At 48.5% G+C, this 24,199-nt stretch carries 19 protein-coding genes; 3 read left to right on the forward strand and 16 right to left on the reverse strand.

Annotation, left to right across the window (positions count from 1 at the left end):
• Window positions 1-9: 9 nt before the first annotated feature.
• Complete coding sequence (locus NNL21_RS06795; RefSeq protein WP_204816633.1) at window positions 10-954, reverse strand: aromatic acid exporter family protein; 945 nt, start codon at window positions 952-954, stop codon at window positions 10-12.
• A gap of 358 nt (window positions 955-1,312) precedes the next feature.
• Here NNL21_RS06795 and NNL21_RS06800 point away from each other — a divergent pair, with 358 nt between their 5' ends.
• Window positions 1,313-2,209, forward strand: a complete 897-nt coding sequence (locus NNL21_RS06800) for an AraC family transcriptional regulator (RefSeq protein WP_204816634.1) — start codon at window positions 1,313-1,315, stop codon at window positions 2,207-2,209.
• Window positions 2,210-2,304: 95 nt separating this feature from the next.
• Here NNL21_RS06800 and NNL21_RS06805 read toward each other — a convergent pair whose 3' ends face one another.
• The 10 genes from NNL21_RS06805 to NNL21_RS06850 all read right to left on the reverse strand — a co-directional run bounded on the left by NNL21_RS06805 (window position 2,305) and on the right by NNL21_RS06850 (window position 16,226).
• The gene (locus tag NNL21_RS06805) at window positions 2,305-3,549 is read right to left on the reverse strand and encodes a Gfo/Idh/MocA family protein (RefSeq protein ID WP_204816635.1); all 1,245 of its coding nucleotides are present in this window, start codon (window positions 3,547-3,549) and stop codon (window positions 2,305-2,307) included.
• On the reverse strand, window positions 3,546-4,805 hold the full coding sequence (locus NNL21_RS06810; protein ID WP_204816636.1) for a Gfo/Idh/MocA family protein: 1,260 nt from the start codon (window positions 4,803-4,805) through the stop codon (window positions 3,546-3,548). Before NNL21_RS06810 ends, NNL21_RS06805 begins: the two co-directional genes overlap by 4 nt.
• A 256-nt stretch (window positions 4,806-5,061) precedes the next feature.
• Window positions 5,062-6,462 carry a sulfatase family protein gene (locus NNL21_RS06815; RefSeq protein ID WP_204816637.1) on the reverse strand — a complete coding sequence of 467 codons (1,401 nt, stop codon included), beginning with the start codon at window positions 6,460-6,462 and terminating at the stop codon, window positions 5,062-5,064.
• A 260-nt stretch (window positions 6,463-6,722) separates the two neighbouring features.
• The gene (locus NNL21_RS06820) at window positions 6,723-8,141 is read right to left on the reverse strand and encodes an alpha-L-fucosidase (RefSeq protein ID WP_204816638.1); all 1,419 of its coding nucleotides are present in this window, start codon (window positions 8,139-8,141) and stop codon (window positions 6,723-6,725) included.
• 146 nt (window positions 8,142-8,287) lie between these two features.
• Complete coding sequence (locus NNL21_RS06825; protein WP_204816639.1) at window positions 8,288-9,901, reverse strand: extracellular solute-binding protein; 1,614 nt, start codon at window positions 9,899-9,901, stop codon at window positions 8,288-8,290.
• Window positions 9,902-9,931: 30 nt separating this feature from the next.
• Window positions 9,932-10,828, reverse strand: coding sequence for a carbohydrate ABC transporter permease (locus NNL21_RS06830; protein ID WP_204816640.1), 897 nt, complete (start codon window positions 10,826-10,828; stop codon window positions 9,932-9,934).
• 12 nt (window positions 10,829-10,840) lie between these two features.
• Window positions 10,841-11,797: an ABC transporter permease gene (locus NNL21_RS06835; protein WP_204816824.1), complete on the reverse strand. Its 957-nt coding sequence runs from the start codon at window positions 11,795-11,797 to the stop codon at window positions 10,841-10,843.
• Window positions 11,798-11,910: 113 nt separating this feature from the next.
• Window positions 11,911-13,725: a cache domain-containing sensor histidine kinase gene (locus NNL21_RS06840; RefSeq protein WP_204816641.1), complete on the reverse strand. Its 1,815-nt coding sequence runs from the start codon at window positions 13,723-13,725 to the stop codon at window positions 11,911-11,913.
• Window positions 13,725-14,744, reverse strand: coding sequence for a response regulator transcription factor (locus NNL21_RS06845; RefSeq protein WP_204816642.1), 1,020 nt, complete (start codon window positions 14,742-14,744; stop codon window positions 13,725-13,727). Before NNL21_RS06845 ends, NNL21_RS06840 begins: the two co-directional genes overlap by 1 nt.
• A 123-nt stretch (window positions 14,745-14,867) precedes the next feature.
• On the reverse strand, window positions 14,868-16,226 hold the full coding sequence (locus NNL21_RS06850) for a sulfatase family protein (protein WP_256555071.1): 1,359 nt from the start codon (window positions 16,224-16,226) through the stop codon (window positions 14,868-14,870).
• 85 nt (window positions 16,227-16,311) lie between these two features.
• Between NNL21_RS06850 and NNL21_RS06855 the strand changes: the two genes are divergently transcribed.
• Complete coding sequence (locus NNL21_RS06855) at window positions 16,312-17,178, forward strand: helix-turn-helix transcriptional regulator (protein WP_204816644.1); 867 nt, start codon at window positions 16,312-16,314, stop codon at window positions 17,176-17,178.
• 198 nt (window positions 17,179-17,376) lie between these two features.
• Here NNL21_RS06855 and NNL21_RS06860 read toward each other — a convergent pair whose 3' ends face one another.
• The 3 genes from NNL21_RS06860 to NNL21_RS06870 all read right to left on the reverse strand — a co-directional run bounded on the left by NNL21_RS06860 (window position 17,377) and on the right by NNL21_RS06870 (window position 19,537).
• Complete coding sequence (locus tag NNL21_RS06860; RefSeq protein WP_204816645.1) at window positions 17,377-18,612, reverse strand: Gfo/Idh/MocA family protein; 1,236 nt, start codon at window positions 18,610-18,612, stop codon at window positions 17,377-17,379.
• Window positions 18,613-18,987: 375 nt separating this feature from the next.
• Window positions 18,988-19,368, reverse strand: coding sequence for a zeta toxin family protein (locus NNL21_RS06865; RefSeq protein WP_256555072.1), 381 nt, complete (start codon window positions 19,366-19,368; stop codon window positions 18,988-18,990).
• Window positions 19,361-19,537: a hypothetical protein gene (locus tag NNL21_RS06870; protein WP_204816646.1), complete on the reverse strand. Its 177-nt coding sequence runs from the start codon at window positions 19,535-19,537 to the stop codon at window positions 19,361-19,363. The genes NNL21_RS06865 and NNL21_RS06870 overlap by 8 nt, the downstream gene beginning before the upstream one ends.
• A 337-nt stretch (window positions 19,538-19,874) precedes the next feature.
• On the opposite strand from NNL21_RS06870, the gene NNL21_RS06875 reads away from it, so the two are divergent.
• A complete protein-coding gene (locus NNL21_RS06875) occupies window positions 19,875-20,798 on the forward strand; it encodes an ATP-dependent DNA ligase (RefSeq protein ID WP_204816647.1) in 924 nt (307 codons plus the stop codon).
• 172 nt (window positions 20,799-20,970) lie between these two features.
• Here the strand turns inward: NNL21_RS06875 and NNL21_RS06880 are convergent, their stop codons facing one another.
• Window positions 20,971-21,645 carry a Sir2 family NAD-dependent protein deacetylase gene (locus NNL21_RS06880; RefSeq protein WP_309145307.1) on the reverse strand — a complete coding sequence of 225 codons (675 nt, stop codon included), beginning with the start codon at window positions 21,643-21,645 and terminating at the stop codon, window positions 20,971-20,973.
• Between the two features lie 426 nt (window positions 21,646-22,071).
• A complete protein-coding gene (locus NNL21_RS06885; RefSeq protein WP_204816648.1) occupies window positions 22,072-24,189 on the reverse strand; it encodes a DUF5054 domain-containing protein in 2,118 nt (705 codons plus the stop codon).
• Window positions 24,190-24,199: the final 10 nt, after the last annotated feature.

Below are 24,199 nucleotides of genomic sequence, written 5' to 3' on the forward strand. Positions count from 1 at the left end.
GTCCGGTGTTCAAATCGTATTGAACAGCCGCTCCAGCTCGTTGGCCACGGTATACAGATTGGCTCTATGCTCGAATTCAGATCTCGATTCCGGTAGAGGCAGACGCTTGTGATAATCCCGGATACTGCGCAGCCGCCCGTACAACGCATCATGATCCGCCGCCGTCTGCTTGCGCGTGTCCCCCATATAATGGGCCAGCTCTTCGATAAAATCCGCAATCCGGATGCCTTGTTCAATCTTGACATTCATCTGGGAGACAGAAGGCAGCATTCGCTCGAGCAGATCATACTGCTTCTGCTTCGCTTCGAAGAACGACCGGTAGTTTGCCCCCGCGCTTCCGCGCCGGTAATTCTCCTCGTTCAGCCTAGCCATATCGATCGCCTGCTGCAATACTTCCCCCAATCGCAGCAGCTCGTTCCCGTCCCATACCGTATAGCCATTCTTCAAATATGCCGCGTATTCATTCAGAATGGCTGCGATCAGTTGATCCGCTTCAGCCTTGTAACGATCCAATTGCTTAGCGATATTGGGCATATACCAGTTAACCAGCAGCGCTACGCCTAGCCCGATGACAACAACGAGGAACTCATTCCAGAAGAAGGACAACTCAATCTGACGATGCGTGTATACATGCATGATGATAACCGCGCTGCTCGCGATCCCCTCCTGGATGTTCAGCTTCACGCAGAAGGGGATGAACAGCAGAAACAGGACGATGAAAGCATACGGCCGGTAGCCAATCAGCTCGAACAGCGCAGCGGAGAAGAACATCCCGCCCATGCAGGCGATAAAGCGGCTCAGCACGACTTGGTAGGACTGCTTGATCGTTTTCTGTATGCAAAGCAATGTCAGAATGCCTGCTGAAACATAAAATTCCAGTTGGAGCGATTGTGCAAGCAGGACGGCAATGCTGACGCCGATGGCAGTTTTGATCGTGCGAAATCCGATTTTCATTCTCCCCACCGCTCTCTATGTTAGTTTATATTACTCATAAGGTGAGTTATGTGTAATTTTATTCGACAACTTTCACCATTATCCTTCAATAGCATCGAAAAATCTTCAATGCGCCCTACGGTTGGAAGTCTTCCTCTCACCGTACTACTTGTACTTTTGGATCATCGCTCAAGCCCGCACAAGTGGATATAAACACACAAATAAGCCGATCCGCCAGGATCAGCTTGCAGTCAAATATCGCTAAAAGCGGCTATGCATTCTCTCCGTTCACAGATTGATGAAGGGGATAGGAATACGTTTATGCATCTGCTATAGTGAAAGCGTGCAACACATTTTTCGGACGAAGAGGACTGATTCGATGAACAAGGAGCTGCTGGAGGAGAAGAAGATGCATGGTGATGCTTCCTTCCCGCTTCAGGTTTATTTGGCCGAGCATCGCGCTGGAGAAATATTCGAACCCCATTGGCATGAAAGCTTGGAAATCATATATATCTTAAGCGGCTCGGCAACCTTTACAATCGATGATGACAAACACGAGCTTCAAGCAGGCGACTATCTGTTCGTGAACAGCGATAAGATTCATGGCGCCACCTTCTCGGAAACCTGCCGCTTCCATGCCATCGTATTTGATCTGAAGATGTGCCTTGGCACCGGCCTGGATATATGCAATCATAAGTACTTTAACCGGATGCTGGAGCGCCAGATGCTGCTTCCCAACGTCATTGACAAGAATAGCGCCATATACCCGGACATTCAGCAGTGGATCCGGCAGCTGTACGGCAAATACGAGCAGAAGAGCGACGGATACGAGTTGTATGCCAAAGGGCTCTTGACGCTTATAATGGCCAGTCTGTTCGAGCACGGCCAGATGATTGAACCGGATAAGAACCGGCTCAATAAGACGAATCAGATGAACAGGCTTAAGCTGGCTCTCAACTATATGACAAGCCACTATCCGGACACCATCCCCGTCAAAAGCCTGGCCGACTTGTCCAATATGAGCTTGTACTACTTCTGCCGCTACTTTAAATCGGTTACCGGCTGCACCCCGGTGGAATACCTCAACCGGCTGCGGATCTCCAAGGCGGAGACGCTGCTGGCTACCACGGATAAGCGGGTCATTGATATCGCGTTCGAAGTGGGCTTCAACAGCTTGAATTATTTCTCCGAGATGTACCGCCGTACGAAAGGAATCAGCCCTTCGGAGGCCAGAGAGCGCGCCCGGATCGCTGCGCAGAACCGGATCGGCGTCTGATAGCAGTTAAAGAAAGGCAGCATACGGATGCATAGCATCTGTCGTATGCTGCCTTTCTTGTTCTCGTTCTCGCCCGCTACTGTTTCCGCTAACGGCTACAGCACATCTCCCCGGCCGATTTCCTGCCATACTTGACGGGCGTAAGCTACCGCTTCATCTGAGAGAGTCATCGGGCCTTGCGTGGCGGGATATGGCTGGCCAGGACCGCGATCCTCGTAGAATGGGGACCAATGGTCGTTCTCATATCGCACCCGCACCGCTTCGTCGCGCATATCCGGCACTTCGAACGGAGCGCCGCCCGCAAGCGCGGAGCGGTACGCCTGAATGCCGACGATCGTCATATCAAGCGCCCGGTATACGTTCAAATACGGCTGCTCATTATTCCGAATCGCTTCGGCAAAGTGATAGTTCGTAAAGAAATCGCCTCCGCCATGCCCCGCTCGCTGTGCCAATTCGGGACTTACAGGGAATTCCGGCAAATAGATCATCTCCGCCTCTTCCCCTTCAAGCAGATCGTAATGCTCATGACGCAGCCGCACGCGATGCGGATCGCCCGTGCGCATGTTCTCCATCTGCCCGCGCGTGCCGTGAATCCGGTACCAGTTGCCATGCCCGCGCAATACTACCCCGTTCAACGTTACGACCGCCTCATTGTCCATGCGGCACATAATCGTAGAAGCCTGATCCGCAACACGGGCATGCAGCCGTTCTTTATCCGCGCTCGACTGCGGAATACACAATGCATTCACACTTGTGGGACGGCGATCCGTAATATACATGATCGGTGCCAGGGCATGCGTGCAATAATAGGTTGCCGGGATGTTGTTCCGCCAATGATCCAGGCCAGGACTGATCGAATTATGTTCCTGAGAAGAAAACGGATGGATATATTCCCCTTCGCCGAACTGCAGCTCGCCGACAGCTCCCTCTTGATATAGACGGCGCATCTCTTGATTGTACACAAAATATGGATAGTTCTCGGCGATCATATAGATCTTGCCGCTCTTCTCGACCGCTCGCGCTAATGCAGCCGCTTCCGCCAGCGTCTTGCAGGCGCTGACCTCGCTCATGACATGCTTGCCCGCTTCAAGAGCCCGAATGGCAAACGGGGCATGCTGATGAAAGAAGTTCGCCAGGATCACGGCATCCAGGTCATGCTCCAGAAACCGGTCATAATCCGTGTAAGTGGCGACCCCCAGCTCACTGCCGAGCTGCAAGAGCCGCTCCTCCCATACATCACATATCGCTACAAGCTCCATCCCAACAACCTGCGCTCCTCCGTAGAAGGAAGAGCCGCGGCCTACGCCGACTACACCAACACGAATTTTCCCAGTAGTCATGATAGAACATCCTCTCTTCCGATACGCTTCCATACCGACCGAGCGTAAGCAACCGCTTCTTCAGATGGCTTCTTCTCGCCTTGATAGCTTGGGAACGGCTGTCCCGGCCCGCGATCCTCGAAGAACGGCGACCAGTCGTCATTCTCGTATTTCACCCGCACCGATTCGTCGCGAAGATCCGGAATCTCGAAGGGTGCGCCATTAGCCAGCGCCGAACGATAAGCTTGGATCCCGACAATCGTCATATCCAGCGCACGATATACATCCAAATAAGGCTGCTCGTTCTTGCGAATCGCTTCAGCAAAATGATAGTTCGTAAAGAAGTCGCCTCCGCCATGACCTGCTTTCTGCGCTAGATCCGGATGGACGGGGAATTCCGGCAAATAAATCTTCTCGAGCTCTTCCCCATCAAGCAGGTCGTAGCTTTCGTGACGCAGCCGCACGCGGTTCGGATCGCCTGTACGCATGTTTTCCATTTGGCCGCGCGTGCCGTGAATGCGATACCAGTTGCCATGTCCGCGAAGCGTGACGCCGTTCAACGTGACGACAGCTTCATTATCCATGCGCAGCATAATCGTTGCCGCGGAATCGTTATGGCGAACAAGCAGCTTCTGCGAATCGCTCTCCATGAATGGAATACAGAGCGCATTCACGCTCGTCGGACGCCGGTCGGTAATAAACATAATCGGAGCAAGAGCATGCGTACAGTAATACGTCGCCGCCCGATGATTGCGCCAATGGGCCAAGCCGGGGCCGAGCACAGCCATTTCTTCGGCCGAGCATGGATGAATGTATTCGCCCTCGCCGAATTGCAGCTCCCCGACTTGGCCTTCTTGATATAAACGGCGCATTTCCTGGTTGTATACGAAATACGGATAGTTCTCGGCCATCATGTAAATCTTTCCGCTCTTCTCGACAGCACGCGCAAGCGCAACGCCTTCCTTCAATGTTTTGCAGGCGCTGGTCTCGCTCATCACATGCTTGCCAGCCTCTAGAGCACGAACTGCGAACGGTGCATGCTCATGGAAGTAATTCGCCAGAATGACCGCATCCATATCATGCTGCAGGAATTGGTCATAATCCGTATAAGCGGCTACGCCAAACTCCTGGCCCAGCTGCTGGACCCGCTCTTCCCATACATCGCAGATTGCGACTAGCTCCATCCCAACGGCCTGCGCTCCTCCATAGAATGATGAACCGCGGCCTACACCGACAACGCCCACTCGAATTTTGCGTTCCTGTATCGCTTCAGACATATTTGATCGCTCCTATCAATAGTCACTCTTCCACTTTATGACTTTATTGTACAGGGGATCATCTCATCTTTCACCAGCCATTCTTGCCATCAAGTTAAACAAATTTGCGCTATAGGGTCGGATTACTGGCTGCTCTTGCCGAATGCCGGATGAAGATTACGCCATCTATTTTCCTCCCAGCTGCGGTGTTGGGGTGAAATGAACAACAGCCCCGCAGAAAGCACTGCGAGGGCTGTTCGTTTATATTTTATGTAACCTATTCAATCTGCTTCACCGGCTCGTCCAGCACGTCCAGCTGCAGAGCGGCAAGCTCCTTCTTTAACTGAGCAGCCAGATCTGCATATTCCGGATTTCCATACATATTGTTCATTTCGAAACGATCCTGCTCCAGATCGAACAGCTCCCATTCCGGCGGTCTGGTCTCCTCCTTCGAGCCCATCGTACCCAGCGCTTCCGCATAGTAGTAGATCAGCTTGTATCGATGCGTCCGGATGCCGTAATGCGAATACACGTTATGATGGTCATCCAGGTGCATCCAATACCGGTAATACATCGATGTCCGCCAATCTTGCGGCGTATCGCCCTGCAGAACATTTCGCAAGCTTCGTCCCTGCATATCGGAAGGAGCCGGAATTCCGGCATAGTCCAGGAATGTCTGGGCAAAATCCACATTCAGGCTCATCGCATCCGTCACGGAACCCTGCCTGATCTCACGCGGATACTTGACCACGAACGGCATGCGAAGCGACTCCTCATACATGAACCGCTTGTCGAACCACCCGTGATCACCCAGGAAGAAGCCTTGATCGGACGTATAGATAACAATCGTATCCTCTGCAAGACCTTCGTCCTCCAAATAGTCCAGCAATCTACCAACATTATCATCAATAGAAGCCACGCAGCGAAGGTAATCCTTCATATAGCGCTGATATTTCCATTTCTTCTCCTCCAGCGGTGTTAAACCATCAGGAGTTTTCCCTTTGACATCGCTCTCCCGCAAGTCTTCAATGCGCATATTGGCTTGGACCGCGGCTTGGGAGCGCGTTGCATAATCATCATAGAATGTCTCAGGCTCAGGGATATCGACATCCTCATACATATTCTTATGCTTGTTATCCGGCACCCACGGCCTGTGCGGAGCCTTGTGATGGCACATCAGCATGAATGGCTTGCTCTGATCACGCTTCTCCAGCCAGTCCAAGCAGTGATCCGTAATCACATTCGTCACGTAGCCATTATATTGCTTCTGCTCTCCCATCTCAATGAACGTAGGATTATAGTAGTCGCCTTGACCGATGATAACATTCCAGTAGTCAAAACCGGTGGGATCTGCGTCCCCTCCGTGCCCCAAATGCCATTTGCCTACCATCGCCGTCTGATAACCGCCCTCTTGAAGCAATTTCGGGAATGTCGTCTGTTTCCCGTCGAAAGGCTCATCGATGGACTTCACCCCGTTCAGGTGATTATATTTGCCAGTCAATATAGCAGCTCTGCTGGGGGAACAGATCGAGTTGGTGCAAAAGCAGTTCTCGAAAAGCATGCCCTCGCTTGCAATACGGTCGATATGCGGCGTGGCGTTTATTTTACTGCCATAACAGCTCATGGCGTGTGAAGCGTGATCATCCGACATGATAAATAGAATATTAGGTTGTTTCATTATGAAATTCCTCCTGCCTTTCAATATAAAAGTAATGCGGACACAAGCCGCCGCTTGGTTCCTTCTTTAGGTAGATAGAACATACCCCTATGATATACGATCATTCTATGAAGCACAAAGAAGAAGTGAAGAATTCATTCGTTTTTATAACGAAGGCAGCTAGCAACGAAAATTAAACAAGCTGACTCCTGTCGAGTACAGGAATCAGCTTGTAGGCTAGGTATTTTTCAATGTTTACTAATGGAGTCTTGACCAAAACCTTATTGGCTCAAATAAACCTCTAAAGCTGATAATGTCGGACACCATCTTGACTCCGTAATCGTCAGCCGTATAAACCGAGATGTAACGGCGGAGAAACGGAATATTCGTTTATGTCCGACAACCGTACCGGCATATAATGGCTTCCAGTCGCCCGCCTCTTGATATTCCAACTTGAATCGTTCTATCCTTTGTCCGTACCGGTATTCTTGCAGGATGATGTGGTCGAACGCGACTTCGCGCAGCAGGTCAACCTCCAGTATAGCTTGCTCCGTTCCTTCTTCCGGAGTCCAGTATGTGTCTTTATTTCCGTCCAAAATATGGCCTGCATCGTAGCCGTCCTTTTGTTCGGAAGCCGACGCCGATGTATTCATGGCCAAATTATGCTTGAATGTATGGCGAATCCTGTCTCCAAGCTCCCGCAGCCGCATCACATCGTTCTTGTGAATAAGTCCTCTCCGGTCCGGAGGAATATTTAACAGAAATGTGGCATTCCCGCCGACAGCGCCGTAATAGATATCCAGCAGTTCATCTACTGATTTGATCTGATCATCCTCCGAGGCATGGTAAAACCACCCCGGCCGAATGGACGTATTGACTTCTGCCGGATACCAAACCAACTCAGGCTCATGCGCAATGATGTCTCTGCTCCCGAGATCCTGATCCTGCGAATCGTAGCGCTTGGCGAACTCGCGCTCATCCGCTTGCTGCGATTTTTCCTGAATCTTCTCGTTATTCCGCAGTGAGGCCGGCACGACGCTCCATTCCGATTCCCGGCAGCGTCCCGCTTCATTTCCGCACCAGCGAATATCCGGACCGCATACCGAGATGACGGCATCCGGCTGCAGCTCACGGATTAACGCGTAATAAGCATCCCAATCGTTCACCTGGCGTTTTCCATTCGGTCCTTCGCCGCAGGCTCCGTCAAACCATACGCAAAAAATGTCCCCATACCGAGTCAGCAGCTCTCTCAACTGGCTCAGAAAAAACTCGTTATAACGCGGTGAATCCCCATACGTACGCTCGTGCCGGTCCCATGGCGACAAGTAAATGCCGAATTTCATCTCGCCTTTTCGGCACGCATCGGCAACCTCCTTCACGATGTCGCCTTCGCCGTTTTTCCAGGGACTGTTCTTGACCGAATGCTCCGTATACCGGCTTGGCCATAAGCAGAATCCATCATGATGCTTGCAGGTAAGGATAAGCCCCCGCATTCCTGCAGCCTTACAGGCTTCCACCCATTGATTAGCATCGAATTCAGCCGGGTTGAATATTGCCGGATCCTCGCTTCCTGTTCCCCATTCCTTATCCGTATACGTATTAACAGTAAAATGAATGAACGAATAAAATTCCATCTCTTGCAGCGCCAGCTGACGTTCCGAAGGATGTATTTGCGCAGCGTATCGAATGAAACTTTCCATAAATGCTTCCTCCTGTGCGACGATATGTACCCCGGCGGACCTCAAAGTCCCACCCGGCAAACGTGCGGGCGGGACTCTGCCAAACGATTTCATTTATTATGCAGTCCGTCGAAGATGGCTTCAACTATGAATTTCTTTTCGTTGAATTACCCCTTTTTCTTTGCATCATAGGCTTCCTGATAGATTTGTATAAACCGTTTGAGGTTCATACCGTCCAGTTTTTTCAAGTACCCGTCCCACTCTTTCTCAACATCGATATCGCCGGTTACCGCTCTGGCCATAAATTCTTTCTTGTAGTCCGTTATCGTTTTAGTCAAGCCGGCAAGTTCTTCCGACTGATCTTTGGTAAAAAACAATGGCGGGACAACTTTATCGACATCGAGCTTCGAAGACTCATATTTTTGTTTCGTCTCTTCGTACAGGATCGTTTCCTGTGTGCCAGGCTCCGCCGCTTCACTTAAGCGGAATGCGCTGGTGCGCAGTGACGGTCCCGTTTGCGACCATCCATAATTTTGGAGGCCCGTTAAAGTGACTACCCGTTTCCATTTGGCAGGTTCACTTGCTATGGAAACGTCGCCTGCGCTTCCCTTAACCCATTCCTGATCCGGACGGCCGAAAATAGCTCTCATTGTGGCTTCTTCGCTATACATGAAGTCGGCCAGACGGAAGGCTGCCTCGGGGTTTTCAGCCTTGTTGGTAATGATATAAACTCCTTGTGAAAGCCCATAAGGATTGAGGGAAACGGATTTCATTCCGCTCGGACCTGTCAGAGGAGGAACGGCTGCATAGTCCTTCACACGATCGGAGCTTGGCAAGAAGGAGCCTGAAAAGTTGGACGGAGCCGATCCAAGGATCATTTCCGGATTACCCGACAACTTCTTTATGCCGTTCAAGTCTTGCGTAAACGTTTCAGGCGCAAGCAAACCTTCCGCATACAACTTACGCATATACGTGAGCCCCTCCTTCCACCTCGGCTGAGTGAATGCAACATCAATTTTCCCATTTTGTACGATCATATCGTTCATGTCTTTCTCGACAAAAGCGGACATCAGAAACATTTCAGGACCGGAATTCACATATCCAGCTAACGGAATTTCATCTTTCTTGCCGTTACCGTTCGGATCGTTCTCTTTAAAAGCCTTCAAGACTTCATAATATTCATCTGTGGTCGTCGGCATTTGAAGTCCGAGCTTCGTCAGCCACCCTTGATTGATCCACATTTTTTGGGACATGGTGCAATGATAGCATTCGTTGACCTGCGGCAGTCCGTAAATATTACCATCCGGTGCCGTAATCGTTTCTTTAGCATACGAAACCTCATTAAACATCTTTTTTGTTTCCACGCCATATTTATCGATCAAATTGTTCAAGGGGATAAAGACGCCGTCTTTTCCGTAGAGTGACATCTGCACCGGAGATACGTTGAAGCCCATGATGACGTCCGGATAATCTCCCCCTGCCAGGGTTATATTCAGTTTTTCTTGCGCCGATTTTTCAGGTGCTACCTCCCATACGATATGAATATTGGTTTTCTCCTCCAACCACTTGGTATATTCATTCGTAGCGAAATTTTCTACCAGGCTGTTGCCGTACATCAGTACCGTAAGGGTCGTTTTCTCTTGTGTAATCGGCAAACTTCCGGCTTCCGTCACAATAGAGGGACTTGCAGCCTCAGGCGTTTCTTCTTGTTGAGAACAAGCGCCAAGTATCAGGGATAAACTTAATAATGAACTAAGTATGATGCTCATCTTTTTCTTCATAAGACAATCTCCCTTTCAATTAGCGATGAATTACCCTTTCAGCGATCCGATCATCATGCCTTTGACAAAATGTTTTTGTATGAACGGATAAATGATAAGTACAGGAAATGTTGAAACGACAATCAAGGAATACTTCAGCAGCTCCCTGAGCCCTTCCCGCGCCATAGCCTCCTCTACATCGACGATCATCGAGGAATCTACCTGGTTCTGCACCAATATTTCTCTAAGCACAAGCTGCAGCGGATACATGCTCTGATCCTTCAAGTAAAGCATCGCGTTGAAGAACGAGTTCCAGTGTCCTACTGCATAAAAAAGCGTCGTAACCGCAATGATCGGCCCCGACAACGGCAGCACAATACGCCTTACGAACATGAAATCCGAGCAGCCGTCTATTTGCGCAGCCTCCAATAATTCATCCGGGAACGTGGTACGAAAATAGGTTCTGGCAATGATTACATTCCATACCCCGATCGCTCCAGGTAACAATAAGGCCCATCTCGTATTTAACAACCCCAGATCCTTTACGAGCAAATAGGAAGGGATCAGACCGCCAGAAAAGAGCATCGTAAATACGAGAAGCGCCATGATCCAATTTCGGATATAGAAATCTTTTCGTGAAAGCGGGTACGCAGCCATCAAAGTAAACACGACGTTGATAGCTGTCCCGACTCCTGTATAGAACAGCGAATTCACAAAGCTTGTCCCAATCAGCTTGTGCTTGAATACCGCTTGGTACCCTTCCAGCGAAAAGTCGACCGGCCACAGCCACACCTTCCCCGACATGACGGATTCAGGCGAGCTGATTGAGGCGCTTACTATGAAAACCAACGGATACAGCACCGATACGGTAAAAAGGAAGAGCGTAGTATTAACTACAATATTGAACAACCGATCTCCATTCGACTCTTTAATTGCCTTGCTTTTCATCTCTCTCCCCCTTTACCAAAGGCCTTCTTGTCCGACTTTTTTCGAGAGCCGATTGACAAAGAGAAGCAGGACCAGGCTAATGACGGATTTAAACAGTCCGATTGCCGTTGAATAAGAATAATTGATTACCGTTGATGCAAGCCCCACCTTATACACATAGGTATCGATCACTTCCGACACGTTCAGATTGAGTGGATTTTGCATAAGCAGCACCTTCTCGAATCCCGTGTCCAATATCCGACCCGTATCCAGAATAAGCAGAATGACCGCAATGGGAAGTATCCCTGGCAAATCAATATGCATCATGCGCCGAGCCTTGCTCGCTCCGTCCATCACTGCCGCTTCATGAAGCGAGGGATCAATCGAGCTCAATGCAGCCAAGTAAATAATGCAGGAAAACCCGACATTTTGCCAAAGCCCGGACCACACGTATATGGATGTAAAGTATCCCGGATTGCCTAGAAAATTGATCGGCTCCATGCCCATAAACTGCAGGATACTGTTAACCACGCCCGTACGCGGGTCCAGCACTTGAAAAATTATGCCGACCATGACAACTACCGAAATAAAGTGCGGAGCGTATGTAATCATTTGCACGGACTTCTTGAAGAACGCGTGCTTCACATAGTTAAGGCATAGTGCCAGCAAAATCGGAAACGGAAAACCGACCAGCAGCTGGTAGAGGCTTAACCAGATCGTGTTTTTCATGATGCGCCAGAACTCGTACGATTCGAAAAACCGTTGAAAATATTTGAGACCGACCCACTCGCTTCCTATGATCCCTTTGGTAGGCACGAAGTTTTTGAACGCGATGAGCGCGCCATACATGGGCACATACTTGAAAATCACGATGTACAGGACAGGAAGGAGCATCAACACGTACAGCTGCCAACCTTTTTTCATGCTGCGAAGCAACGCATTTCCACTTTTGGAGGTCGTCAAGTCTACATGATGCCTTTCCCTGCTCATATCCAATTCTAAATCTCCCTTCTTCGAATGTTGTAAGCTGCTGCAACTTGATTACATATTAGCTCCGCTGCGACTGGTATACATCATCAAAATTTATGGTCATATGAACGATTTTACGTTATCGATAACTTGCCGGTCGTTTGAGCGGCAGGCATCCGAAGCAGGACTGTAGTCCCTTCTCCAAGCACGCTGTTAATGGCCAGCCCGTACTCGTCCCCGAATACCATCCGTATCCGGCTATGGACGTTTAATAATCCGATCCCGCTATCAGTTTCGGACTTACTACCGAGCATTTGCGAGGGCTCATGCCTCATCAGCCTGCTTTGTATCTCTGACAAACGCTCGGCAGACATGCCAACTCCGTTATCCGAAATCACGATCAGGAATAAATCGTCCTCAAGCTTGGCATCGATTTTAATCGTATGGTACTCATCTATGCCATCAGGAAAAGCATGTTTAAAAGCATTTTCTACGACAGGCTGCAGTGTCAGTGTGACCATCTTCTCCAGAAGAAGCTCGGATGGAATGGCGATATCTAGCGGAAACTCCCGTTCAAAGCGATGGTTCATGATCGTCATATAGTGGAGCAAATGCTTCAGTTCATTGGCAACCGTAACCTCTTCGAGATCCGTTCGAATCGCATAGCGAAGCATATAGGCTAGAGCCCTCACAATTTCTCTTATTTCTTTGGAATCTTGTATGATGGCATAGCTGACGATCGTTTCTAACGTGTTGTACATGAAATGGGGATTGATTTGCAGCTGCAAGGCCTGAAACTCCGCCGTTTTTCGATGCAGAAGATTCGCCCTGTTTTCCAATTCCGTCTTGTACACTTGATCCACTAAACCGGACAATCGATCCACCATGATGTTATAACTTAGAATAAGCCTGTCCCGTTCGTCTTTCTTGCCGAGCAGAGGAACACGCGTCCAATTTCCTTTTTCCGTTTCGCGCATGGCCGCGACTAGTAATTGAATCGGCTTGGTAATTGATCTGCCGAATTTGAAGGCTACGAGCAGCGCAGCGAAGCATGTCAGAATCGCGGATACGATTGTCGTTTGTCTGACGTTCATGATCGGTTTTCTCGTCTCCGCAAGCGAGGTGGTGGCAACAAGCGTCCAGCCGGAATATTCCGATCTCTTGTTATAGAAGACGCGGCTAATTCCTTCATGCTCGGATATGACAGACGAGTTTTGATGATCCATGATCAGCGTAAACAAATCGCCGTCCAGCTGTTTGCCGATCTTATCGGAGTTGGGATGGAAAATAATTCTTCCTCTATCGTTTACAATAAAGAAATACCCGCTGTCACCAAGATGAATGTCCTCCCATAGCGTTTTTAACTCCTCGATCCTCAATTCGATACCCAATATTCCCTTAAATGCTTTCGAGGTTTGCCGATTGGCAATTTTCCGCGTCAACGCAACCGTTCCGTCTACAAAGCTGTAATCCATAACCGTCATCCGTCCGTCTTCTCTGGTTTGCTGCTTCAGTTCTTCAAGACTGTCCTGAATAACCTCATCTTTGGAGGCGGTAACATTGTTGATATCCGATATGATTTTCCCGTTGTAGCTGAGCAAATATACCATAACAATTTCAGGATTGATGATCATGACGGGACGGATTACCCGCTCAATCATTTCATTGGACTTCGAGTAATATTGAAAGGCGTTTTTGGCGTCAAGCTCAAGAAATTCTTTAACAAGCGAGGAAGTAAGCACGGAAAGGGTCGCACGCTCGTATTTTTCCAGATAGAGGTCCGTGTGGTGCAAGGCATTATTCACCAGCTGCGTCAACATATCCTTATTGTAGCGCTCCAACTCGGCGGATGAACGGACGTATATAGAGACGCTCGTAATCGTGAGGGCAAATAGAATCAGAACGACAAAGCTCGTAAAAATTTTGAAAGCCAAATTCGATCTGAACATTACTTGATCCCCATCATGGTCCGGTATTCGGTCGGCGAATATCCGGTCATCCGTTTGAAAACTTTATGAAAATATGTATAGTTGGGAAAGCCGACCTCAAGTCCGACATCCACTACTTTGTACTGCGGCATCTCCAGCAATGTTCTCGCAAGCTCGATACGTTTGCGCATACGGTATTGCACAAACGATTCTTTGGCTATTTTCTTGAAATAATGACTGAAATACGCGGGCGTTAACCCGATCTTCTCCGCAATGTTCTCCAGACTGACATCCTCTTTAATATGCAAGTCGATATACTGAATCGCTTCATCGAATAGCTTCTTTTGGTTTCCGCCTCTGTAATCGACAATTTGTTTGGCAATCTCGCGAATCGCGTTCTGAAAATATTCGGCTCCCTCATGGATGCTTAATACGGAGACGACGTTATGCGGCAAGGCAATTGTAATGCCTCGTGCTTGAAGCCTTCTTAACAAAATATCCAGTCCGTCGGAAACGAGCTGTTGACATTGACTCACTTGAACGCCTTCTTCCGCGTAAGTTGTCTTCCAACGCTCGAGCAATTCCGCCAGCCGGCAATCATCCAATGTCCATATCGCCTCCTCCGCTTCCTTCAGCCACTCTTCGTACAAAGAAAGAGAAACGGAGGTATGTTTACGCAAAGAAAGCAGCTTATCCAGAACCGGATAGAGCTCCGTTTCTGTAACCGGTTTCAATAAATACTCCTTAACTCCGTAGGAAATGCATTGCTTCGCATAATGGAAATCATCGTAACCGGATATGATGACGACGCTCGTATTCGTCTTTGTTTCATGGATCGTTTTACTAAGCTCCAAGCCATCCATTTTGGGCATCCGGATGTCGGTTAGCACGATGTCCGGAGAAACATGCTGCATTGTTTGAATAGCGTCATGCCCATTATTCGCGGAATACACTTCCAGCGCGGCATCATATTGCTTCACTAGTTTTATGAAGCCTTTCCGAATCATCGGTTCGTCGTCTACAATAAGGACTCGCTGCATAGGAATGCACCTCTCTATCATGATAAAAGCTCACCTCATTGTCAGCGATTAGGGCGCCGACAATATAGGTGAGCGTAGCACAAAACATACCGGAACGTCTGCCATTCTGCCCGTGGAAAAATATTACACAAACAATTCGGCGTAAGGATCACGGACTCGCTTCATCCAGGCAGCCAGTTCCTGCTCAAGCATATCCATTTGCGGCCGGTATCGGGGATTGGAGGCCAGATTGTTCAACTCCCACGGATCGTTCGCAAGGTCAAACAATTGCACGTAATCGCTTCCTTGACCCGTGTCCGCCGAACGGCGGTAACGGATCATTTTGTAGCGATCGTCCTTCACCATGCGTTGAATATCTTTATATAAGGAATATACAGTATTCCTTCCCTTGTCCGTCTCGCCTTGGAGCAAAGCTTTCATGCTCCTTCCCTCGATATTAGCAGGCACTTCAATGCCCGATAGATCGCACAAGGTCGGAAAAATATCAAACTGATAGACATTCGCTTCGATGCGCTGCTGCGCAGGGACCCCGGGTCCTTTGATCAAACATGGTACACGAATGCTGTGATCATACATATTTTGTTTGCCGAACAAGGCATGCTGACCTACGGCAAGGCCGTGATCCGACGTATAGACGATCAGCGTGTTATCCTCTTTTCCGCTTGCGGTCAGTGTTTGCAATACTTTACCAATATGATCGTCCATATGGGAAATCATCGCGTAATAATCGGCAATATGCTGACGAACCTCCCCTTGCTTGCGCGGATATGCGGCCAGTTTCTCGTCACGGATATCGAGTTCTCCGTTATCGAATGGATGCTCCTCCATATAGCTTGGGGGTAGCTGCAAGCTCTCCGGGTCGTACATGCTGGCATACGGCTCGGGTGCCGTTCTCGGATCATGCGGAGACGTATAAGCTAAATAAAGGAAAAAAGGGGCCTCACTATCGTATAGCTCTATAAAATCGATAGCCGAATCCGTAAATAGATCCGTCGAAAATTTCATTTCGAGCCTACGTGCTTCAGGCGGATATAGTCCGTCTGCGTTGTAATCGAAAACGGGCACCTGCCGATGATCGCTCATCCCTCCGAAAAAAAGGGCATCGCCGCTGCAGAAGCCGGCGGAGAAGCTGGCCAAATCGTTGTGCCACTTGCCGATCGCGTGCGTATTGTAGCCATGTGCACGGAACCATGACGGCATCGTAGCCGCTCCTTGACGAATGACATTTGTTCTCGCATGATCGCCGATTTTCTGGCTTTCCGTTGCCTGAAAAATATGAGTGCCCGTATTTACGCAAGCTCTGCAGGGAACGCAAACGGCACCGTCGACTCCTCCGATAATATGGGTCGCAGCCATCATTGTACCAGAACCGGCCAAAGCATCCAGCACCGGCGTTTGTACCGCCCTATCGCCGGCTACCCCGAAAGCGTTATACCGGTGATCGTCAGCAATGATGAAGATTACATTAGGTCTCGCAGCCATAAGCTCCTCCTTGAATTCCATGTCATGATGGCTATAATTATAGACGTCATGGTTTGCAATCTACATGGCATAAAGGAGGAATCGCATGTCAAAAAGTCTAATGAATCACGAGGCTTCCGTCTTCTTGGACTCCCTTCTTCATTTGGCGCTTTCCACACAAATGTTCCCTATCCATACTTGCTTTAACGTGACGGTTCCCTCATCTTGGCGCATCGAGGAACGCGTGCTCGATGAGATTCATATTTTGTATGTCAGAAGCGGACGCGTCACGTATCAGATTGACGGCGATCCGGTGAAGCTTACGGCAGGCAACCTGCTGTTTCTGTCCGACGGTATGGTACATTCGGCGTACAGGGATCTAAACGAACCTTTAAGCATCATCCCGATTCGATTCAAAATAAGCCAATATGGGGATGATAACGGGAATTTCTTCACAACGCCGATCCCATGCTACTTCTCCTTCCTGCCGCGGGACACGCATAAATTCCGCTTGCTGTTCGAGGCAATTCACCGCCATTATTGTCTTCCTCCTTCCATAAGAAGGGATGCATTGTGTCACTCTTCCATCTGCCAAGCTTTGGCCGAAATGTCTCTTGAACTGGAAGTATTCGAACCATGCAAGCCAATTCATCCTGCCATCCTGCAGATCAAGAACCATATGGATACGAATCCGGCCGACCGGCTTTCGGTGAAAGAGCTGGTTGCTCAATCCGGACTAACGCCCAAGTATTGCTCGCAGTTGTTTCAACAATTGTTCGGTCTAACTATCAAGGCGTATCAGATCAAAGCTCGTATCGAATACGCTCGTTATTTGCTGGAGCATTCGGATCAATCCGTCAAAGAAATTTCGTTTCATCTCGGTTATCCCGACCCCTTCGTTTTCTCAAAGCAGTACAAAGCCGTCACGGGTATAGCGCCTTCCAGAACGCTGCGGGAGGGGCCCTTTAAATAGCTTGCCAACAATGCGATGTGCATTTTAATAAATCGCTGCTATTTGAATTTCATTCCAATGTGTATATGGTTTATAGCTATATAAGAAAACAGACGTCCGGGCTTAACGAAATCGTCTGTTTTGGGTTGAGGCGGGCTTTCTGTACTGAAATAGGCTCGATACAATTATTGCCGCTCGCAATATTGGTGTCCTTCCAACCTAAACTTTCTCCTTCACCTCGAACCCAGAAGGCAGCTGAAAACGACTATAGTCCTCCATGCGCACAGGCGTGGTTGGCGAAGCCCATGCGAATGAACATTCCGAAAAAAGTACTCCTCGTTCAGTAATCTCTTTCATCCGTGCCGACAACCTTGGCAGCAGGCATACAGAAGATTGACCTTCTTCCCGTTCCACAATGAATTCAGCTGGAATCCGCCGAACGGCTAAGGAGGACTCATAAGCGCCGTTGGATACGAGGACGAAGCTCCGGCAAGCGTCAATCGGTGAAAACAGAGGCATGTCGTTATCCTCGATCGCCTGCATCAGGTTCAGATACATGCCGCACATCATATTCTCACTTCCATAGGAACAAACCTCTTCCTCATGACCATGGCGGATCATCAGCTTATTATCGTAGGACCAGCTCATTTCACCATCCGTCCCGGTGACCGAAATAGAAGGAATCTCGTCGTTCTCATGGCACAGCATCGCGTAATAGGAGACGGTAGCGCCGCCAACGGTACGGATGCGCATACAGGATATGTCATCGCCTTCGATCTCATTCACGTGATACAGCTCCGCTTGCACCGATTCGGGCAGCATGAGGGAAGGATCCGCGGCTCCCGCGGCAAGCAGACAATTATTCAATAAATGGGCAAGCGGATTGTTAAACGTTCCATCCAGCACATATTGTCCACGATGAGTAAGCTTGCCCGCCCACGGGGTTCGATCATAATAAGCTCTCGACCGCTTCCACATGCCGACACCGGTTACCTGCGAGACTTGTCCGATCTCTCCGGCGCGAAGACGCGCCAGCAGCTCCTTGAATGCCGAACCCGCCGTGTGCTGGAAATTCACCTGGCACAATCGGCCGCTAGCCCGCTGAGCTGCAATCATTGCATCTATGTCCTGTATCGTTACCGCGGGCGGCTTCTCCACTAGTACGTGGAAGCCCATCTCCATCACCCGGATGCACATTGCCTTATGTGCTGCGATCGGCGTCGCGATCACGACGAAGTCGACTTCCGGATGCTCCGCAAGCATATGCTCATAATCTATGTAATGAGTGGCGCCGTTCGCGGTCAATTGATCAAAATATTCCTGATGGGCAACCGTATTCAGTTCTGCAAAAGCGGTGACTTCTACCACCCCTTCATGGGCCAAATCCATAAGCACGTTGACATGCGCTGCACCGAAGCCCCCAATACCAATAATTGCGGCACGATAGGTTCTCATCAATGATTCCCTCCAATTGAGTGACGATTCCAGTGTTAAGGGTGCGGAAAAGGTTATGATCGGCGGATCTCACTCTTCAGCCCTAAGATTCGACAGCAAGTTCCATATTCCTTCCATTTGAATGTTCTGTGCGTGTAAGAAGTCGCCACCAAGTGATTAGAACCACACAAAAAATCGCTCGGATAAGCCGAACAGTTTTATCAACTGTACCTCAATGTGCGCTGCGAGCCTATACCGGATGCGCAAAGATCCAATAATTAATAAATGAACCGGCCACATTGTATCTGTGATCGGTTCATTTATGTTGGGAATATTCAATATGCAGTTGTTGCTCGATTGCTTTTACCCATGTCGGAATTGGGACTTCCCGGTATCTCATAGCTTTACTGTCAGCATCAGCTTCCAAAACAATCTCACCGCCTGACGAAAATCCCCCAACCCTACATAGAACATGATTACCTCAAAACCGTTATCTTTTGCCTCACGCATCTGACGAATGACATTACCGCCTGCCAGAGTCGTCTCTACTGAAAAATCTCGCTTGTTACGATTGCAATCCCTAGCCAACTTGATTGCTTCTTTTCCTGCTGATATCTTACGTCGCTCTGGGTTTTTATTATCAATCCCGCGAGCTAATGCATCTGGATCAATATTAACACTTACTCCAAGTCGGTCTATAATTAGATTACGGATCGTACTCTTACCACTGCCATTGCTCCCTGCAAAAATAAACATAACTGCATTTGGCTCATCCATGAGAAAGATCTCTTTCATCTATTCTTTCAACGTCACCATTATTGTACTCTCTCACAAAATGACCTTCTCTTGTCATATAAACAATATAGGTGCCATTTGCTTTAGCGTCCAGTTTGGCGCGATCACCCGTTAAATTAATTAACTTACTCAGATCCTTTGTGCGATTCATGACTCTTCCACCTTCCTTATCAACGAAAATCCACGAAGCAAATGCCTCTCCTACCGGAAATATATCACAATCTTATAGTCACAAGTACGTCGTATGGTTTAACTTTTCAACATTCATTGGTAAAGAACAGCGAATGTACTTTAACGTTTATGTCATTGCCAAAAGATATGAACTTTATCTCACTAAAAAAACTTCATGCTCTTCCTTGTTTCGTTCCGATCGGGCAGTGAAGCGATATGTCCTTATCGTTCCTTCCTTTTCACTCATTTGGACATATTAATATCGCTCCCCTTATTTTCATATGGTTTCGATCCTCTAATTTGTGAGAAGATTAGTAATGGTGATGCTAATGCTCTTTACTCAGATTAATCCTATGCTTGTTACCATGGGTACACAGGCGTTTGATGCAAATGATTGGATATTTGAACCGAAGTATGACGGGTGGAGAATCCTGATTCATAAAGAAGGCAAGCGGGTCGAAGCCTTTACACGGAACGGCCGAAATGTGACGAGTAAGTTCCCAGAACTTCGGAAAGCTATGGATGCCATACATGCGCATACAGTAATTTTGGATGGTGAAGGGGTCTGTTTCCGTGACGACCGAACAATATTTGACGACTTCGCATATCGTGGGAGACTCAGCGATCCCATAAAGATTGAGGCAGCGCGCCAGACACATCCCGCGACATTCGTCATTTTCGATGTGTTATACGCCTCCAGTGACCGTCGCAATGAATTGCTGCTGGAGAGAAAACGGATTCTTAATGAAATCGTTGAACCGTCCCAACAGTTTATCCCAACCATGTACGTTCATGAACACGGGAAACGTTTAAGCACCCTCTCTGTCGAACGGGATTGGGAAGGAATTGTGGCGAAACGTCAAGACACAACCTACATCACGGACATACGAACAGCTAATTGGCTGAAGATTAAGAATTTCAAAATGATTGATACTGTCATTCTCGGGTATCGGACCGTACCAACTTTCGCACTTGTAGTCGGGCTTCATTTTCGCACGATGAGAAACAAACCTGTGGCTGTGGTTGAGTTTGGGTTTACAGCTGATGAACGACTGGCCTTCCTTCAAACCGCGGAGAAGATCCAGACGAATTATAAAGACGGCACACAGTATATTGAACCCGTATTGTGCTGTAAAGTTAAGTACCTGGAACGAACTGAAACTCATCATTTGCGGACAACTTCGTTCAAGGGATTTTTATTTGACAAAAAACCTGAGGATTGTTGGTGGCTATATCGATAACAGGACGTACAAGTTAAGACATCGGAGCTGGGTCCAGACTTACACGCTCAAAGAGACCGGACACATTGTATCTGGGGCCGGTTCATCGATGGTAAGGGATTAAGAGTGAAGACTGTCAACAACTTCACAGCCTCCGTCATCGTTCTTCAACCCATTTGTTGATCCGTGTTGCTCAATACTTCACCAATGGAAGATCCAATGATCTTGTCTGCGTACTTATCAAGAGGAGTGGGGTCATGGTTGACAATAACCAGCTTAGCGCCGCGTTGTTTTGATTGGCCGGGCTTACGAGAAGGGAAGATCCTAAAACAATAATAAGGTCTATGCGCTCTAATAAGTTCTCAGCAAGATCAAGTGATGTTTGAGGCAGCATTTCTCCAAATAGGACTACATTCGGACGTAAAAAACCTCCGCAGCTGCATGAAGTTATTGCGTCTGGAGGTAGATAAAGCTGAGATTCATATTGCTTTTTGCAATTCATGCAGCGCAATGTTCCAAGATCACCATGAATCTTTGCAATACGCTTCGTTCCGGCTTGTTCATGATAATTCTCCACATTTTGTGTAATAACGCCTCTGATCACCCCTCTGCTTTCCCATTTTGCGAGAATCCGATGACCTACATTGGGCTGATGATTCATCATTTCTTGGATGCGCCATTGATAAAACCTAATAAACTCAGACCGATTCGAATCGATGGCCTCGATGTCCGCAAGTTCGATAGGATTACGATTATTCCACATTCCTCTGTCAGCAGATCGAAAATCTTGCAGCCCGCTTTCTGTTGACATGCCGGCTCCAGAGAAGATGACTGTCGAAACGGATTCCTTAAGTAATTTTGTTAGCAATGGATTCACCCCTATAGTACAGTCTTCATGGCTTCGATTGCCCGGAGCTTCAATTCCTTATCCATTCTCCATCTTCGTGGATGTGAATAACGTCCTTTGTCGTCTATTGCACAAACACGACGCTTTTTTATGCTTTCCGACCAGTAGAATGACGAACTAACAGAATTTCCTTGTCACTGATAAACCGAACCATTGTAGCAGTAACTTTCTCAGGATATTATTTTCGTGTCATCCTTATTTCCTCACTTCTTATTTTTACCTTCTTATACCAAATATATTGTATTCATAGGATCTTATTTTATCAATTGCATAATGTGAAACGCCTACGCTCACTCGATGCTTACTGTATCCAAAAATCCCTATCAACAAAACAAAGAGACCCTCACAGGATCTCTTTGTTCAATGAAATGGAGCTGTTCACTCCCACTAATAACTGTTTAGCTGAAGCTGGAATCGGAACCTGCAATCCTCTCCAAACCACATGGGGAAATTCGTTCCCCACGCGTTGTTATATAGCAGGACGTGAATTCCTCCTTCTAAGGGAGAAAAGGTATTATCGAATTGCAGCAGCCTTCTCTCTCCCATTGCCAGAACAGGAGCATCATAGGTCGCCACGGATGCCACTCCGTCCGAACCTTGATAGTGAACGCCGGTTGATACGGAATGAAGATTCCGGTTCCCGTTCTTCACCACTTCTAGAGGGGAAATCAACTGACCCATCTTATCCATCTTCCATAAGTTACTGTTCGCAACCAACGGGGCAAACGAGAACCAGATCGCTTCAGGAAGACGGCTTGCTTGCTTGGAATACCAATTCAGAGCGATATCAATCTTTGCCTCTACCTTGCTAAATGTATACGTTACGCAAAGTTTACGGGGAGCGCCCAACCGCGCTGCTGCTTCTTCCGGCAGAGTCAGCTCCAGCTCGACAATATCTGATGATGGTCCATATTCCCCACGTATAGCCCGCAATTGGGGAGAAAATAATTGATGGCGGGGTGTCGGCAAGGCATTCTCCATCCCCGGCTTGCCAAAGTCAGCATCCGACCAGCCATGCGTTACTGCCCGATTCACAACGTATTGTTCAAACCACGTATGATAATTTTCCACCCCGAACGATTCATAGATGAATGTGCCTAACGGATGATGATCATCTGCCCAGACCTTGTCCTTCTGGTCCATCAAACTAATTATGGAGCCATCTCGGCCGAACACCACTTGGAACAAACCAAGCCGATAACAAGTATGAGCAGTCATCTCGCTCCAATCCTTCGACATCCCTGCCTGCGGCTTCAAATGCTCCAGCACCTCGCGCATTTCTTGCTGTTTATCTTTTTCTAACCCGCTTATAGCCTGCTCCAGATAATTCCGCTGCTCCTGCCAGGAGCTCTCGAATAATCGATAAGACCTTCGACCGGTGCTGACATGTCCCTCGAATTGCGCCTTGGACATCTCATCTTCGGGATTCATCGCGAATGCACCGATATACTGATACTTAGCGGGTATCGCCTCTTGCGTAACGATATCTCTTTCTCTCGCCTCGGCAAAGCTTTGCGAGGTGTAGGATACGTAATCACCCAGAAACTTTTTCTCATCCATCCCCCATGTATGCTCTGCCACTAGGAGAAGGTTATTGGAGAAGCGATCACACTCCTCTGTTCCTTCGATGAGCCGCCCTTCGTCCAGCCAGCGCGCTCTTATTCGCTGCATTTCGCGGAAGTTAGCTATTTTTATCGGGTCGGAAGCCACTCCATGAATCCACGAATCACCAATCTCCTCCGTCAAGACGGGAAGGGTGTGCTTGAAGGCGAGCAGTTTAGCCGCGAATGCATCCATCGTCGATGCCTGCACGCGAGCACCCGGAAACCGCTCACGCAGCCTTTCGAATTCTTCGCGGACGTCCTCCATCGACGGCGGTCCGTTATTATCTCCGGTATGGGCAAAATACAACGCATCCTGCAGTCCGGGAACCTGCACAGTATTTCCGTAATTATCCGCATAATTCACGATGAGGTCGGAACCATCGGCAGCCCGCCACACAAACAGCGACGGGACACTTGGCACTCGGGAGGCCGGATTTACGCCTAGATGCAAGTAATGGATCCCTTGCGCGGACAGGTACGGAATGATGGACCGGGTATGCCCGGGAACATCTGTCATTTTCGCCGTTATCGTCTTCCTGCCATACTGCTTATCCAGCCGATCCGCAATCGATAGTCCATGTTGGAACAAGGAGGAGTCAAGCAGCTCGGTATGCGTTGTGAAGGGAAGTCCATGCCACGCGATATGTCCGTTCCGGATGGCCTTCTCCATCCGCTCCTTCTCTATGGGCGAAGCATCTGACAGGTACTCTTGAATCAGCCATGACCCCGTCGTCCAGATGAAGCCTGCCTCCTCCCCAGCCTCGGCAAATTCCTCTGCCAAGGACAACGCCTTTGGTATAAAATCTTCCTTATATTTGCGTATTACATTGGCGGCAAAGTCTGTAAATCCGATATCCAGATGGGTTTTGAACACCACATGTACGGTCTTGATCCCGGTCATGATGATTACA

It is taken from the genome of Paenibacillus mendelii, from assembly GCF_024498075.1.
GTDB classification, from domain to species: Bacteria; Bacillota; Bacilli; order Paenibacillales; family Paenibacillaceae; genus Paenibacillus_Z; species Paenibacillus_Z mendelii.